The organism is Ensifer sp. 2TAB8, assembly GCF_052115125.1.
Taxonomy (GTDB): Bacteria; Pseudomonadota; Alphaproteobacteria; order Rhizobiales; family Rhizobiaceae; genus Ensifer.
This window is the reverse complement of sequence record NZ_JBFRGB010000015.1, coordinates 77,217-92,203: the sequence shown is the minus strand read 5'-3', so window position 1 is coordinate 92,203 and position 14,987 is coordinate 77,217. Positions and strand designations below refer to the sequence as shown.

Here is a 14,987-nt window from a genome sequence, read left to right as displayed (position 1 = left end):
GCCTGATGCTGGTTCTATGGATCCGCGGCGTTCTTACTCACCGGCTCGTTCGTGTCGCGGGGTCGGCACTAGGCATCGGCCTCACGACCACACTTCTTGCCGTCATCGCACTGTTTTTGGCGGGCGCGGCGGCTTCCATGACCTCCCGCGCGATTTCCGCCGTCCCGATCGACTGGCAGATACAACTCACTTCGGGCGCAGATCCGGACGCGATAAGGAAGATGCTGGATCAAACGACGATTGTCCAATCGGTTCATCAGGTGCGCTATGCGGAGGCTGCCGGCTTCGAGGCGATCACCGGCGGCACGGTGCAGACGACCGGACCTGGAGAGGTGGTCGCGTTCGACGGCGGCTACTTGCGCGATTTTCCGATGGAAATCCGATATCTTGCCGGCGACCGCGACGGCGTCCTGATCGCGCAGCAAACCGCGGCGAACCTGCATGTCGGGCCGGGCGACGAGGTGACGATCAAGCGGATCGACCTGCCGCCTCTGACGGTGAAGGTCGCGGGCGTCGTTGACCTCCCCGACGCCGATGCCATGTTTCAGGCGGTTGGGCTGGCGCCACAGGCGGCCCCGCAGGCCCCCCCGGACAATGTGCTTATCCTTCCGCCGGCAGATTGGATGCTGGCTTTTGATGCACAGGCAAAATCGCGTCCCGACACGGCAAAACTACAATTGCATCTCAGGCTCGTTCACGGTGCCCTGCCTCCAGACCCTGTATCGGCACTTGGTTTTGTCGCAGGCGCCGCGCGAAACCTGGAAGCCAAGTTCTCAGGACAGGCACTGATCGCAGACAACCTGGGCTCTCGCCTCGATGCAGTGCGCGAGGACGCGCTATATGCATCCGTGTTGTTCCTGTTCCTCGGGGTGCCAGGCGTCGTTCTGGCAATCGTTCTCACCTTCGCGGTAACGTCCTCCGGTGCCGCCCGCCGTCGTGTCGAGCAGGCCTTGCTGCGGGTGCGCGGCGCGTCCAACCGGACAATCCTAACCCTGTTTGCTGGCGAAGCGGCGGTCGCTGCTGTCAGCGGTACTGCCCTTGGAATTGCAGCGGCGTGGCGGCTGGGGCCTTTGGTCCCGGGGATGCGCCTTGTTCAGGCAACGGCCGCTCCAATTCTCGGCGTCGTGGCGATTGTCGGACTTACCACTGGCTTTGCAGCTTATCTCCAGCCTGCGTGGCGCGACATGCACCTGACGACCGTTAGCGCGGCGCGGCGTGTGGTCGGTGAGGCTCGTCCGCCACCATGGCAACGTTTGTGGCTGGACGTTCTGGTCCTTGCCGCGGCGGGCTTGTTTTTCTGGCAATCTGCAAGCACGGGCTATCAGATCGTACTGGCGCCGGAGGGCGTCGGGGCAACAACCGTGGACTACAAGGCATTCATCGCGCCGGCCCTGCTCTGGATCGGGCTGGCCCTGCTGGGCTTGCGCTTGTCCAACAGCATCATTGCAGGCAACGGCAGGCTTCTGCGCGCCCTGATAAGGCCGGCCTGCGGCGTCCTTGCGCCGATTGTCGCTGCTGCATTATCCCGGCAGGCCCGGCGGATCACGGCCGGTATTGCGATGACGGCACTGGCCATCTCTTTCGCCGTCTCGATTGCGATTTTCAATGCGACCTACAGCGCACAGGCGCGCGTTGATGCAGAACTTACCAACGGGGCTGACGTCAGTGTCTTCGGTACCTCCGCAAATCCAGCCGATGCACATATGCAAGCGCTCGCAGCATTGCAGGAAACTGCGGCAGCCGAACCGATGCAGCATCGCTTCGCCTATGTCGGCTCCGACCTTCAGGATCTTTATGGCATCGATCCTCAACGCATTGGGCGTGCAACGAGCCTTTCGGACGCCTATTTCAGCAACGGCAGCGCGAAGGCGATGCTCGCCGCGCTTGCCGCAACGCCAGACGGCCTGCTGGTGTCACAGGAAACCGTCCAGGACTTCCAACTTGCGCCAGGCGACACGATCAACTTGCGACTGATGAGCGCTCAAGACCATCAATATCATCCAGTGCCGTTTAAGTTCATCGGCGTCGTGCGCGAGTTCCCAACCGCGCCGAAGGACTCCTTTCTCGTTGCCAATGCCTCCTACATTGCCGAAAAGACCGACTTTGCAGCTTCGGAATATTTGCTGTTACGAGCCAAGCGCGACCCAGCGCTTTTGAAGGCACAAGCTTCCAATCTTCTTTTGTCCGACCCGTCGATGAAGGTCACTGACATAGGCGAGGTTGCTCACCTCATCGGTTCGAGCCTGACGGCGGTTAACCTGGCTGGTTTGACGGCCATAGAGTTGGTCTTCGCCGTGATGATGGCTGCGGCGGCAGGTGGATTGATGCTGGCACTTGGCATGATCGAGCGGCGCAGGAACTTCGCTATTTTGAGCGCCATTGGCGCGACGCGCCGGCAACTGTCTGCCTTTCTCTGGAGTGAGGGGCTTCTCGTTGTGGTCGGCGGCGTTTCCTATGGTCTTATCTCGGGGACAACGACGGCATGGATGCTGGTGAAGCTACTGACCGGCGTCTTCGATCCTCCGCCCGAAACACTGTCTGTCCCTTGGGTCTATCTCGGTATCGTATTGTTGCTGGTGCTGGCGGCGGTCATCGTGGCGGTTGTGGTCGCGCGGCCACAGCGAGCACGCGATACGGAGTATCTGAGGGAGTTCTGAGCGCTCCGTTGAACATGCCCGACGCTACTGCAGCAAGCGCACCTTACTGATCCGTATGGTTCGGGAAACGCCCCCGCAAACATCGGGCTTCAAGCTGGGTTCAGTCCCCCAGATACGGCCGCATGCCTGAAGGCCCGGTATCGAAAGGCAACCCAAATAGGAGTGAGTGACATGAAAAATCCCATCATCGCAATTGGGCTGATATTGGCCGCGACGACGGCGACTGCTGTCGCTGCGGAAATGACCGACACAGTCAAGGCGATCGACAAGAAACACGATTCGATCACGTTGTCGGACGGCAAGACGCTCGCACTACCGGAAGGCATCGAAGCCGAAACGCTTAAAGTGGGCGAGAAAATCGCGGTCGTCTATTCAAGCAAGGGTGGCAAACTATTTGCCACAAGCATTCACGCGGTAAAGTAAACATCATTTTGCGGGCCATAATCGCGCCGGCAACCCGCTTGTCGGCCGCGATGCGGCGTTCGATCAGTTGCCAGTCGAAGTGCGAAATCTTCGCGCCAAGCCGTCATGGTCCGTGGCAAGCACGTAAAAGTGCCGATTGTCACGGCGGGAACGGACGTCGCCGTCGCCATGAAATCGCCGCTAGCACCAACAATCTCCCTGTCGCTCTGATCGGGAAACCATGATCCTGGAAACGGGTCGAACCCCCGAGAAAGCGCAAGGCGACGATGCGGCCGCCGTCAAGCTCCCCTCAAACGCAATCGCGAGTGCGTGGTGCACTTTTCTAAGGACCACCGAATTTTCCGAGCGTGCGCAGCTGAGAGGTTGGTAGCCTCCATTGTCGGAAGTGCGCGCCTAGATAGCGCTGGCCTTAATCAGCAAGACGCCGTCCGGTATCGGCGTCGAAGAGATGCATGCTGCGGGGAGCAAAGCTCAATCCGACCCTGTCGCCTGCTCTTGCCTCCGATCGGCCATTGAAGACCACGGAAAGTTCGGGCGTCGTTGCCATTGTCAGGAAGCATGTCGCCCCCGTCGATTCGACGAGCGCCACCGGTGCCGAGAGAACACCCTTATCCGCCGCCGCAAGTTCGATATGCTCGGGCCGCAATCCGACGCTTAGGGCACGCCCCGGCTGTACGGTCCGGTCAAGCGCGATCGTTTTTTTGACCCCAAGGTCCAGAATGATCGACCGTCCATCCTGACCGCCGACCGCGGGCAGGAAATTCATGGCGGGGGAGCCGATGAAACCAGCGACGAACTTGTTGGCCGGCCGGTCATAAAGCTCAAGTGGGCTACCCTGTTGCTCGATGACGCCGTCACGCATGATGACCACATGGTCGGCCATCGTCATTGCTTCCACCTGATCGTGGGTGACATAGACCGACGTTGCGCCCAGCCGGTCGTGCAGCGCGCGGATCTCCTTACGCATATGAACGCGAAGTGCCGCATCGAGATTGGAGAGCGGCTCGTCGAACAGAAACGCCTTTGGGTGCCGGATAATCGCCCGGCTCATCGCCACGCGCTGCCGCTGGCCGCCGGAAAGCTCACGCGGGTAGCGCCCGAGCAGATGCGTAAGTCCGGTCACAGAGGCAACCTCGTTGGCCGCCTTCTTGCGCTCGGCCTTGGCAACGCCCTTGATGCGCAAGCTGTAGGTCAGGTTTTCCTCGACCGTCATGTGCGGATAGAGCGCGTATGACTGGAACACCATCGCCACATCGCGCTTGCGCGGCGGCACTGCGTTCATCACCTCGCCAGCGATCTTGAGCGTACCTGATGATATGCCCTCAAGGCCGGCCAACGACCGCAGCAGGGTCGACTTCCCGCAACCGGAAGGACCGACGAGAGCGGTAAAGCTGCCCTTGCGGATCGACAGCTCGATGTCCTTCAGCGCGTGATAGGCGCCGTAATACTTGTTGACGTTCGTCAGTTCGATCTGGGCGGTCATTTGAGCGCTCCCGAGGTAAGGCCAGAGACGATGCGGCGTTGCAGGAGGACGAAGATGGCGAGGATCGGCGTCACGTAGATCGCCGCATAGGCCATGATGTTGTTCCATTCATTGGTGTTCGGCCCCATGAAGGAGTTCAGACCCACGCTTGCCGGTTGCAGTTCGACGGCCTGGATCATCGACTTCGAATAGACGAACTCACCGAACGCCTGCATGAAGATCAGGATGGCGCTGACGAGGATGCCGTTTCGTGCCAGAGGCAGGACGATATTGAAGAAAGCGCCGACCCGGGAGTTACCGTCGACGAGCGCTGCTTCCTCCAATTCCTGTGGCACGCTCATGAAGGTCGCGCGGACCAGGACGACGAAGAACGGCATGCTCTTGGCCGCAATCGCAAGGATGACCGCAAGCCGCGGATAGTTGAGCAGCCCAACTTGCGAAAAGCCCACGAAGATCGGCGTGATCATCAGCGACGCCGGAAGGACCTGCAACATGAGAATGAGGAACAGCCCGATATCGATCCAGATGTTGCGGTAGCGCGCCAGCACGTAAGCGCAGCCGACACCGAGCACCGTGATGACACTGACTGCTCCGCAGGCGATAACCAGGGAATTCCAGATATATCGGCCCATGTTCCGGCTCTGCCAGACATTGCCGAAGATTTGCCACTGGGGATCGCTCGGCCAGAAAGTCGGCGGGGTCGCAAACATCTCTGACCCCGATTTGATCGTGGTGATGTACATCCAGTAGAGCGGGAAGAGATAGATGCCGGCGAGGATGATCGCGACGGCGAGAAGCAGGCGATCCCGGGATACATTGCTCATCCGCGCACCTCATGCCGTGTCGAACGCACGTAGACGACCGAAGCGATCATCACGAAGACGATCATGATCACCGAGATCGTCGCGCCCTTGGCGAAATCGTACTGCCGGAAGGACAAATCCCAGGCCCAGTATTGCGTGACGTTGGAGGCATTGTTCGGCCCTCCCGAGGTGATCGAGGCGAAAAGATCGAATTGCTGCAGCGTGAAAATGAGCCCCAGAGCGACAATCGCCCCGATGGACGAACGCATCATCGGCAGGGTGATCGTCCAGAAGCGTTGCCAGACATTGGCGCCATCCAATTCGGACGCCTCATAAAGATCCCGCGGAATGGCCGACAGACCAACGGACAGCAGGATCATGTTGAAGGAGGTACCGAGCCAAATGTTTGCGATTATGACGGCCCAGAGGGAGTAACCGGGGTCCGAGCGCCAGAAGATGTTGCTGTCGATGAGGCCCGTTTCTCGCAGCATGAAGTTGAGCACGCCAAAATCGCCCGACAGGATCCAGTTCCAGATCGCGCCTACCACAAGGCCGGGCATCACCCAGGAAACCAGAAACAGACCCCGCACCCAGGATGCGCCTGGAAAATTCGTCCAAAAGAACAGTGCCAGGCCAAAGCCGACAAGGAACTGACCGGTGATCGAGGCTGTGACGAAGGTCGCGGTATTGACCAGGATCGGCCACGTCTCAGGCTGAGCGAACAGATCCCTATAATTCTTGAGGCCGACGAAGGGGCGCCAGAAGCTGCCGAGGCTGAACATGTCGACCTCCTGAAAGCTCATGGCGATGTTGTAGAGCAACGGCAGGCCGGACAAGGTGATGAGGAATGCGAGCGGCAGGCTGACAAGGCCGACATCGAAGCCGCGGCCGTCAATCAGGCTGGATAGAAGGCGTTTCATGTGTTCCTCCGCCGCCGAGGCGCCAGCACACACGGGCTGGTACTGGTGGCCTGCAAACGAGAACGACCAAGGGCATGCCGACACAGCCAGCATGGGTTACACGTTTTTAGCTCCTGCGCCTAATGGCGATCGAGCAAGCTGAATGGAAGGCGGCTGTCCACTCCGGTTCACATGCCGAAGCGTGCAGGCCGCCTTGCCAAAAGCTTTAGCCAAGGACTGCCTTTATCTTTTCAGCAGCCTGGTCGAGCGCATCCTTTGGCGTCATCTGCCCGGTCAACGCTGCCTGGATCGCATCCTGGATCGCCTTGGAGATCTTCGGCCATTCCGGATGGGGTCCGCGCGGCTTTGCGTATTTGAGCTGCTCATTGAAAACCTTGAGGGCCGCGTCCTTGAGCGGCACGCCAGTCTCCGGAATAGCGATGTCGGAACGGGCGGGAAGCTGGCCAAAGTCCTTGAACATGCGATTGTCCTGCGAGGCGAAGTACTCGAGCACCTTGAACGCTTCGGCAGGGTGTTGCGTATTGGAAAAGATCGCCCAGTTGAAATCGCCCATCGCCGACGAACGCTCCGCACCAAGCTCGGGCACTGGCAACAGCGCGACGCCCCAGTCGAACTTCGCCTCCTTCACCATCCGGTCGAGTTCCCACGGACCTGAAATGGCCATGGCGGCGTTGCCGGAGTTGAAGGTGCCGGTCGAATCCCACTGGCCGCGGGTCAGCGTGTCGGGCGAAGCCAGTTTCTCCGTAATGATGGTTTTCCAGATGTCGAGCGCCTTGACGGCGCCATCCGAATTGATGTGCTCGTAGCCACCGCCGGCCATCTGGGCCCAGGGGAGAAACTGGAAGGTCCCCTCCTCATTCGCCTTGGCCGAGAATGCGATCCCGTAAACATTGGCCGCGGGGTCCGTCAGCTTGCGGGCCGCTTCGACCAGTTCGTCCCATGTCTGCGGCGGCTTGTCAGGATCAAGGCCCTTCGCCTTGAACATGTCCTTGTTGTAGTAGAGCGCAATCGTATTCGTCGCCTTGGGAAGCCCGTAGTTCTTGCCATCCCACATCGTGGAGGCGAGAGGTCCGGGAAAATAGTTCGACGTCTTGACCACCGTCGACTTGGCGATCATGTCGGTGAGATCGAGGAACGCGCCGCGCGACGAAAAAAGTGCATGCTCCGGATTGTCTATGGCGATGATGTCGGGTGCCTGCCCGGTCGAATAGGCACGCATCGCCTCGCTGACGACATCGTCGAACTGGATCTGGCGATACTCGACCTTGATGCCGGTGTTCAACTTGTTGAAGTCCGAAATCAGGTTCGGTGCGGGTTGAATATCGCGATCGAGCGACCAGACGCTGATCGTGACATCTTCCGCCTTGGCAGACAGACCGAATAGAGAGACACCTGCAAGGGCGAACGCGCCCAGGATTGCGGATCCGCGGATAGCCATTTTCTCCTCCTTTGATTATCCCCGTGCCGGCATCCTCCATGCCGGCTGAGCATGCACGTCTCAGACCGGGTCGGCGACGAAGTCGCCGCCCCGGCACGTCTTGAGGTAATTCAGGCCATGGACCTGGCCGGTCATTTCCAGTTCGTCGCGATAGACCGGATCATGCCAGCCTTCGATGTCGATCGAGCCGGACCAGCCAGCCAGCCGAAGTTCGGAAATCACATCGGTCCAGTTGGTGTCGCCAAAGCCGGGTGTACGCATGAAGACGAACTTCTCCTTGCCGAAGATCCCGTGCTCGCGGATGACATCCCAGCGGATGGTCGCGTCCTTGCCGTGCACGTGGAAGATCTTGGCTGCCCATTTGCGGATCTGCGGCAGCGGATCGATCAGATAGACCATCTGATGGCATGGCTCCCATTCGAGCCCGATGTGATCGTCCGGCGTCTCGTTGAAGATCAACTCCCAGGCATCCGGATTATGCGCGATGTTCCAGTCGCCGGTATGCCAGTTGCCGTCCATGGCGCAATTCTCGAATGCGATCCTCACGCCCTTATCGGCTGCACGCTTCGACAGTTCGGACCAGATTTTCCTGTACCGCGGCAGGCTGTCGGTCAAAGGCTTGCCGCGAAGGCGGCCGGTGAAACCGGCAACGCAAGTAGCGCCGAAGTGGTGGGCATTGTCGATGCAGTCTCGCCAACCCTGCAAGGTCTCTTCGTCGATCGCGGTCGTCTCCAACGGATTGCCGAACATGCCAAGCGTTGAGATGGTGATGTCGCGATCACCTATTGCGGCCACGCAACGCTTGCCAAGCTCGGCGAGGTCCTGGCCATTGGTCGTTTGCCAGAAGAAGGGCTCGAAGCTCTCGAAGCCCATGTCGGCGATCTGGCCGATGCGCCTGTCGGCGCCACCCTTCGTGGCGGAGATCATCGTGCCAATTCGGATGGATTTGCTGGGGTTGGTCAAAACAGGCTCCCTAGGCTGCTATGGTGACGCGTTTGCCGTCCCGCGCGCTGTCGATTGCGCCGAAGACCATGGCAAGGCTCTTGATGTTGTCGCTGCCGTCTGTTTCCGGCACAGTTCCCGCATCGATCGCGCGGATGAAACGCTCGAGCACGCTTGCATGTCCGTGCGTGTCGGCGAGGTCTTCGGCATCGGGCACCGCAATCGGCTCGATGGTGCGCAGGAAACCTTCCTGACCCGTGACGACATTTGCATCGAAGCGATCGCCGCCATCCCAAAGCAAAGTGCCCTTCGAGCCGGTGATGCGCCACGCGCTTTCCCAACTGGTGCTGGCTCCCTCCGCGCACCAGGAACCGCGGTAGGTAAACGCGACATTGTCGGAGAACTCGAAGATCGCATTGGCCGCGGCGCCATGGCGATACCAGGAGCCCTCGGGATTATATTCGTGGCAGTAGACCGCGAGCGGATCCTTGCCCGACATGAAGCGCGCGGCATCGAAGGTGTGAATGGCCATGTCGAGCAACAGGACATTGTCCATCTGCTCGCGAAATCCTCCGAAATGCGGACCAAGGAAGAAGTCGCAATGCAACGCCGTCAGCTCACCGAGAGCGCCGGATTGAATGAGGCGGCGTATGCGCCGAACGCCGCTGATGAAGCGACGGTTTTGAATGATCGCATGTGTCCGCGATGCCTCAGCGGCAAGCCGACGCAGTTCGCGCGCCTCTTCGAGCGTGGCAGCCATCGGTTTTTCGCTCAAGACGTGGCAACCGTTCGCAAGGCCGGCAGCCACCACTGCGCGGCGCGCGGCCGGAACGACGATATCGAACAGAAGATCGGCCCGGCTCTCGCGAAGAACCGCCGGCAGGTCCGTTCCGATTATGATGCCACGAAGGCTGAACTCGGCAGCAAGCGCCTCAGCGGTCGCCTGATCGAGATCGACGAGGCCGACAATCTCCACTTTCTCGCGAAGAACATCGCTCTCCGTCAGCGCCCTCAGCCAGCCCTTGGCCATAGCTCCGCACCCGCACAAAACGGCTCTGTATCGCACGTGATTTCCTCCAAGAAACGGAAGCAGCAACTCCTCAATTGGCTTCCGTAAACGTTTACGATACTATGCGGCAAAGGGTTTTTATGTCAAGAGGTGTGAAAATGACCAGTCGCGGGTCTGGGGAGGAACGCGGAAAAATGAAGGGGATTCGCGAGCTTGCCGAACACCTCGATATTTCGATTGGCACGGTTTCCCGAGCGCTGAACGGTAAGCCCGACGTCAACGAAGAGACCAGAAAAAGGGTGCTCGAAGCAGCGGAATCGCTTGGCTACGTCGCCAACCAATCTGGCCGCGCGCTCCGAAAAGGGGCGACCGGCGTCATCGGCTTCATGATGCAGACCGGGTCCGAAATTACCGGCCAGGGCGACACCTTCTTCATGAGCGTCTTCGACGGCGTCCAGACCGTCTTTGCCCGTCACAAGCTCGATCTCGTTGCCCTGCTCTGCTCGTCCGAGGAGGACCCGAACGACTATTTGAAGCGTGTCGTTGCGCGTGGTTTTGCCGACGGCATCATCCTTTCGGCAACCCGGCGCAACGATGCCCGCTTCGAGTTATTGTCCAAGCGCAAGATCCCGTTCATCACACTGGGACGAAGCCTGACCGATGTCGGTCAACCCTGGCTCGATCTGGATTTCGAAGGCATGGCCGAGGCGTCCATCGATCGGCTCGTCGCCCGCGGCCACAAGCACATCGCGATTACACGACCGCATGACGACATGAACCTGGGCTATGTGTTTGAAGATCAGTGCCGGGCGACCCTTGCCCGACATGGGCTGCATCTCGACGAGCGCCACATTTTCCGGTCAACCCCGAACGAGGCAGGCGGATACCAGATCGCCCGAGAATTGAGCGCACTCGAGACACGCCCGACCGCAATCGTGCTGATCAACGAAGCGATCACCGTCGGCCTTTATCGTGGGCTGGTGGAAGCTGGTATCAGACCTGGGCGAGACATGGCGATCATCGGCCGTCAAAGTCCGCATTCGCAATTCCTGTCGCCCCGATTGACGGCTTTCAGTCTGTCGCTGCGCGATCTTGGCATAGCACTTGCCGAATCCCTGCTTGGTACGATGCCTGCTTTTGCAGACATTTACCCGGCGAGATCTGCGCGGCTCCTCTGGCCCATGACGCTCGTCCCGGGCGAGAGCGATTGACCAAGCCTCGATTGCCGCATTGGCGGCGACAGTCGGACCGCGTTCGGCCTCTCCCCCGCAGAGGCGCCGAAACGTCCATGAAGGGAGTTGAACTGTTGGACGCTTGATCTGGCTTGATCGCAGGAGCCAGCGCGCATCATTCGCCCACCCATAAAACATTAAGAAGGATGCCACTATTATTTATCCAGCTGGCGGATTGACCCGAGCCTGCATCTGTTCTCCGTTCGACGGTGCACTCGCCAGTGTCCTCAACATGCCTGTAATTCTGCAAGGAGAAGGGCCATTCAGCGGCTGACAGCTCCATCACGAGCCAGTTCGACAGACAGCCACTGACCGTCGAACGGTCGGTCGAAACATTCGCGCATAAACCGCCGCCAAAATCGCCCTCTACTAAGACCCTGCAGGATCATCCATTTGCATTCGACCATTTAAAGGCCTATCTTTTGGTCTAAGTGGAGACGACGGTTATGAAGCTTTCGCAGCAAGTGAAACCCATCAGCTACCTAAAGGCCCACGCGCCTGAAATCGTCCGGACGCTTGCCGAAAATCGCGAACCGGTGGTGCTCACGGTCCACGGCGAAGCGAAAGCCGTGCTGCAGGATGTTACGGTTTACGAGGAAACGCAGGAGACGATCGCCCTGCTGAAAGTACTTGCGCTTACCAACAAGCAGGTCGAAGCGGGCAACTTGCGTCCGGCAGCCGAGACGTTCAAGCGGATCAGGCAACGCGTATCCAAATCCTGATGGCTTACAGAGTTCTATTCTCCGAAGACGCCGAACAGGATATCGAAGATCTCTATAGCTTCATTGCGGAACGCGATGGTGTCGAGACAGCCGTGCGAATGCTAGGTGAGCTCGAAGCTGCGGCATCGAGCCTTGAAGATATGCCCGCTCGCGGGAATATCCCCAAAGAGCTCGCTCCTGTCGGTATCACCGAATATCGCGAACTACACCACAAGCCTTGGCGGATGATCTACCGCATCTTAGGTACAGATGTGGTCGTCTACTGCGTGTCCGATGGGCGACGTGACATGCAGACATTCTTGGAAAAGCGCCTATTCCGCACGAAACAATCGTGACCTTGCCCGTAAGGAGGCTCGGGCCGCCTCCTCTTCGGCGTTTTCTTCCATGCGCGTCACCTCAATTCCTGCGCGAACCTCGTCGTTCGGCCGCGCTCGTCGCGACGAAGCGCTCGTCCGCCGTCACCTCAAATTCCCGGTCGCGCCAGCGACAAAGACGGCAACCAATTGCCGCGTTACTCCCGCCAATGTGAGGCCCAAGTTCCCGCGGCCGAAGGCGTGGACCCCCCGATTTCAACGCGCTGGAACTGAATTCCCGCCGGCTTGAGCACCAACGGCCTGCCTCGATCGGTGCGTTTGGCGATATCGCACGGCATCTCCAGCTTTACAAAAGTCGTAGTTCAATTATCAAAAGTAAAATTGCATGATTGACATTTGTCGATCTCAATGTGATTTTTGTCGAAATTGACGACGCGTGGAGGAAACCATGCAGCCATTGCTGAAAGTTGAGGGATTGAAGAAGTCGTTCGGAGGCGTCGCCGCCTTGCGCGACGGCCGCCTGGAGCTTCAGGCCGGCTCCGTTCACGCGCTTTGCGGTGGCAACGGCGCCGGCAAGTCCACTTTCCTTTCGATCCTGATGGGCATTCAGCAACGCGACGGCGGCACGATCTGGCGGCGCGGCAAGGAAGTCCGCTACGGCAATCCGGCCGAAGCACTTGCCTCCGGCATCGCCATCATCGAGCAGGAACTGAGCCCCGTCCCGCACATGACGGTGGCCGAAAACATCTATCTCGGCCGCGAACCCTCAGGGCGCTTCGGCGGCATCGATTTCAAGAAGATGAACCGGGATGCCCAGCAATTGCTGGATCGGCTGGAATTCGGCATCCGCGCCACCCAGACGATGATGACCCTTTCGGTCGCGCAGATGCAGCTCGTCGAAATCGCCAAGGCTTTCAGCCACGAAGCCGAGGTGATTTTCATGGACGAACCGACATCAGCGATTGGCGAGAAGGAAGCCCAGCACCTGTTTGCCGCGGTCGCTCGCCTCAAGGCCGAGGGCAAGGGCGTCGTCTACGTCTCGCATCGGCTTTCGGAGATCTTCCAGATCGCCGACAGCTACACGGTCTTTCGCGACGGCGGCTATGTCGGCAGCGGCCTGCTTGCCGATATCGATCGCCCCGGCCTGATCAAGATGATCGTCGGGCGCGAACTCGGCGAGGAATATATCAAGACCAACGCTCCGACCGACAAGATCGGCCTCGAGGTCTCTGGGCTGACATTGCCGGGCAAGATCGAGGATATCTCGTTTTCCGTGCGCAAGGGCGAGATCTTCGGCATCTACGGGCTGATGGGTTCGGGCCGCACGGAGATCTTCAACTGCCTGTTCGGCCTCGACCGTCCGGCACGGGGCGACGTGAGGCTCGAGGGCGAGCAGATCAGTGTCAACAAGCCGGCCGACGCAATGGCGAGCGGTATCGCGCTTGTCACCGAAGACAGGAAAGTCAGCGGCCTCAATCTTGCCGATAGCGTTCGCGGCAACATCTGCCTGGCCAGCCTTCCCGAGATGAGCCCAAGTTTCGTCATGAAGGCGCGGGACGAGGCGGCAGCCAGTGCCGAGATGATCGCTCGCTTCGGCATCAAAGCCGCACGCGACACGATGCCGGTCTCGGGCCTATCGGGCGGCAACCAGCAGAAGGTGGTGTTGGGCAAATGGTTCCTGCGCCAACCGCGACTGCTCCTGCTTGATGAGCCCACCCGCGGCGTCGACGTGGGCGCGAAACGCGAAATCTACCGCATCATCTGTGACTTCACCGCAGCCGGCGGCACCGTCGTCATGATTTCCTCCGAGATCGACGAAGTGCTCGGCATGTCCGACCGTATCCTGGTCATGCGGCAGGGAAAATCGGCCGGCATCTACGACCGCCGGGCGACCGACGCCCAAACCCTCGTCCATCTGTCGACCTGAACCACCCGCGAGATCGACGCCAAAAGCGCTTGTCCGACATCAAAGGGGCCTGAGAACCGTGTCCAACATCGAAAACAACCCGTCCAGAAGCTGGTTCAGCGCCGAACAGCGCGGCACGCTGATCCAGGAATACGGCATCTTTCTCGCCTTCCTGCTGCTGGCAGTCATCCTCTCGTTCTCCAACGAGTACTTCCTGACGCCCGGCAACATCTCGAACGTGCTTTTGCAGACGTCGATCAACGGCGTACTTGCGATCGGCATGACCTTCGTCATCCTGACACGCGGCATAGACCTGTCCGTAGGCTCGGTCGTGGCCCTTGCCGGAATGGTCAGCGCCAGCTTCGCGACCACTTCGGCCACTGCCGGTGTCGCCGGCGCGCCCTACCCCTTCTTTGTGGCACTGGCGATCGGCATTCTCGTCGGCGTCGCCTGCGGCATCATTGTCGGCTTCATCGTTTCGCGCTTCTCGGTCCCGGCCTTCGTCGCCACGCTCGGCATGTTGTCTGCTGCCCGCGGCATGACGCTGATCTATGGCGGCGGCAAGCCCGTGCCGGCGCTGACGCCTGAGTTCCGCTGGATCGGAACGGGCAACATCCTTGGCATCCCGATGCCGGTCATCCTGCTTGCGACCGTCTTTCTCGCATCCTGGTGGATCCTGACCCGCACGCGCTTCGGCCGCTACATCTACGCCGTTGGCGGTAATCCGCATGCTGCCAAGACTTCGGGCATCAACGTCACCCGCATCCGCTTCCTCGTCTACGTCATCTCCGGCGGTCTTTCGGGCCTTGCAGGCATGATGCTCTCGGCTCGCACCGGCTCGGCCCTGCCGCAGGCAGGCATCGCCTATGAACTCGACGCTATCGCCGCGGTCGTCATCGGCGGCACTAGCCTTTCGGGTGGCGTCGGCCGCGTCACGGGAACGCTGATCGGGGCGCTGATCATCGGCGTGATGAACAACGGCCTCGATCTGATGGGCATCCAGTCCTACTACCAGCAAGTCCTCAAGGGCGCGCTGATCGTTGGCGCCGTGATGCTCGACCAGAAACGCAATCAGGGTCTCTGACCCTCAAGACAACGGCCGCTTGACGGCGGCTGTCAACCAATCCGTGCGCCATGA

General features: G+C 60.0%; 13 protein-coding genes. 7 read left to right on the top strand and 6 right to left on the bottom strand.

Annotated elements, in window-relative coordinates:
• Positions 1 to 5 precede the first annotated feature (5 nt).
• Together AB4Z53_RS22955 and AB4Z53_RS22950 are read left to right on the top strand one after the other, a co-directional pair.
• Positions 6 to 2,657, top strand: coding sequence for an FtsX-like permease family protein (locus AB4Z53_RS22955; protein WP_441597825.1), 2,652 nt, complete (start codon positions 6 to 8; stop codon positions 2,655 to 2,657).
• 171 nt (positions 2,658 to 2,828) lie between these two features.
• Positions 2,829 to 3,080 (top strand): DUF1344 domain-containing protein, encoded by a 252-nt coding sequence (locus tag AB4Z53_RS22950; protein ID WP_441597824.1) that lies wholly within the window; start codon positions 2,829 to 2,831, stop codon positions 3,078 to 3,080.
• Positions 3,081 to 3,489: 409 nt separating this feature from the next.
• On the opposite strand, the gene AB4Z53_RS22945 is transcribed toward AB4Z53_RS22950, so the two are convergent.
• The 6 genes from AB4Z53_RS22945 to AB4Z53_RS22920 all read right to left on the bottom strand — a co-directional run bounded on the left by AB4Z53_RS22945 (position 3,490) and on the right by AB4Z53_RS22920 (position 9,732).
• Entirely contained in the window at positions 3,490 to 4,563 is a 1,074-nt protein-coding gene (locus AB4Z53_RS22945; protein WP_441597823.1) for an ABC transporter ATP-binding protein, read from the bottom strand.
• The gene (locus AB4Z53_RS22940; RefSeq protein WP_291154863.1) at positions 4,560 to 5,387 is read right to left on the bottom strand and encodes a carbohydrate ABC transporter permease; all 828 of its coding nucleotides are present in this window, start codon (positions 5,385 to 5,387) and stop codon (positions 4,560 to 4,562) included. The genes AB4Z53_RS22945 and AB4Z53_RS22940 overlap by 4 nt, the downstream gene beginning before the upstream one ends.
• A complete protein-coding gene (locus AB4Z53_RS22935; RefSeq protein ID WP_441597822.1) occupies positions 5,384 to 6,286 on the bottom strand; it encodes a carbohydrate ABC transporter permease in 903 nt (300 codons plus the stop codon). The genes AB4Z53_RS22940 and AB4Z53_RS22935 overlap by 4 nt, the downstream gene beginning before the upstream one ends.
• A gap of 205 nt (positions 6,287 to 6,491) precedes the next feature.
• Positions 6,492 to 7,724 (bottom strand): ABC transporter substrate-binding protein, encoded by a 1,233-nt coding sequence (locus tag AB4Z53_RS22930; protein WP_291154865.1) that lies wholly within the window; start codon positions 7,722 to 7,724, stop codon positions 6,492 to 6,494.
• 60 nt (positions 7,725 to 7,784) lie between these two features.
• Positions 7,785 to 8,687, bottom strand: a complete 903-nt coding sequence (locus AB4Z53_RS22925; RefSeq protein ID WP_441597821.1) for a sugar phosphate isomerase/epimerase family protein — start codon at positions 8,685 to 8,687, stop codon at positions 7,785 to 7,787.
• A gap of 10 nt (positions 8,688 to 8,697) precedes the next feature.
• Positions 8,698 to 9,732 carry a Gfo/Idh/MocA family protein gene (locus AB4Z53_RS22920; RefSeq protein ID WP_441597820.1) on the bottom strand — a complete coding sequence of 345 codons (1,035 nt, stop codon included), beginning with the start codon at positions 9,730 to 9,732 and terminating at the stop codon, positions 8,698 to 8,700.
• A 137-nt stretch (positions 9,733 to 9,869) separates the two neighbouring features.
• On the opposite strand from AB4Z53_RS22920, the gene AB4Z53_RS22915 reads away from it, so the two are divergent.
• From AB4Z53_RS22915 to AB4Z53_RS22895, 5 genes are all read left to right on the top strand, one after another.
• The gene (locus AB4Z53_RS22915) at positions 9,870 to 10,886 is read left to right on the top strand and encodes a LacI family DNA-binding transcriptional regulator (protein ID WP_441597819.1); all 1,017 of its coding nucleotides are present in this window, start codon (positions 9,870 to 9,872) and stop codon (positions 10,884 to 10,886) included.
• A gap of 467 nt (positions 10,887 to 11,353) precedes the next feature.
• Complete coding sequence (locus AB4Z53_RS22910; RefSeq protein ID WP_113540294.1) at positions 11,354 to 11,629, top strand: type II toxin-antitoxin system Phd/YefM family antitoxin; 276 nt, start codon at positions 11,354 to 11,356, stop codon at positions 11,627 to 11,629.
• Positions 11,629 to 11,964, top strand: a complete 336-nt coding sequence (locus AB4Z53_RS22905; protein WP_113540295.1) for a type II toxin-antitoxin system RelE/ParE family toxin — start codon at positions 11,629 to 11,631, stop codon at positions 11,962 to 11,964. Before AB4Z53_RS22910 ends, AB4Z53_RS22905 begins: the two co-directional genes overlap by 1 nt.
• Positions 11,965 to 12,391: 427 nt before the next feature.
• A complete protein-coding gene (locus AB4Z53_RS22900) occupies positions 12,392 to 13,870 on the top strand; it encodes a sugar ABC transporter ATP-binding protein (RefSeq protein ID WP_441597818.1) in 1,479 nt (492 codons plus the stop codon).
• A 58-nt stretch (positions 13,871 to 13,928) separates the two neighbouring features.
• The gene (locus tag AB4Z53_RS22895; RefSeq protein ID WP_113540297.1) at positions 13,929 to 14,933 is read left to right on the top strand and encodes an ABC transporter permease; all 1,005 of its coding nucleotides are present in this window, start codon (positions 13,929 to 13,931) and stop codon (positions 14,931 to 14,933) included.
• Positions 14,934 to 14,987 lie beyond the last annotated feature (54 nt).

Excerpts from the sequence above, each read along its gene's own strand:
- AB4Z53_RS22910 (WP_113540294.1), top strand. The coding sequence starts at position 11,354 with ATGAAGCTTTCGCAGCAAGTGAAACCCATCAGCTACCTAAAGGCCCAC.
- AB4Z53_RS22945 (WP_441597823.1), bottom strand. The coding sequence starts at position 4,563 with ATGACCGCCCAGATCGAACTGACGAACGTCAACAAGTATTACGGCGCC.
- AB4Z53_RS22935 (WP_441597822.1), bottom strand. The coding sequence starts at position 6,286 with ATGAAACGCCTTCTATCCAGCCTGATTGACGGCCGCGGCTTCGATGTC.
- AB4Z53_RS22900 (WP_441597818.1), top strand. The coding sequence starts at position 12,392 with ATGCAGCCATTGCTGAAAGTTGAGGGATTGAAGAAGTCGTTCGGAGGC.
- AB4Z53_RS22930 (WP_291154865.1), bottom strand. The coding sequence starts at position 7,724 with ATGGCTATCCGCGGATCCGCAATCCTGGGCGCGTTCGCCCTTGCAGGT.
- AB4Z53_RS22915 (WP_441597819.1), top strand. The coding sequence starts at position 9,870 with ATGAAGGGGATTCGCGAGCTTGCCGAACACCTCGATATTTCGATTGGC.
- AB4Z53_RS22940 (WP_291154863.1), bottom strand. The coding sequence starts at position 5,387 with ATGAGCAATGTATCCCGGGATCGCCTGCTTCTCGCCGTCGCGATCATC.
- AB4Z53_RS22905 (WP_113540295.1), top strand. The coding sequence starts at position 11,629 with ATGGCTTACAGAGTTCTATTCTCCGAAGACGCCGAACAGGATATCGAA.
- AB4Z53_RS22955 (WP_441597825.1), top strand. The coding sequence starts at position 6 with ATGCTGGTTCTATGGATCCGCGGCGTTCTTACTCACCGGCTCGTTCGT.
- AB4Z53_RS22950 (WP_441597824.1), top strand. The coding sequence starts at position 2,829 with ATGAAAAATCCCATCATCGCAATTGGGCTGATATTGGCCGCGACGACG.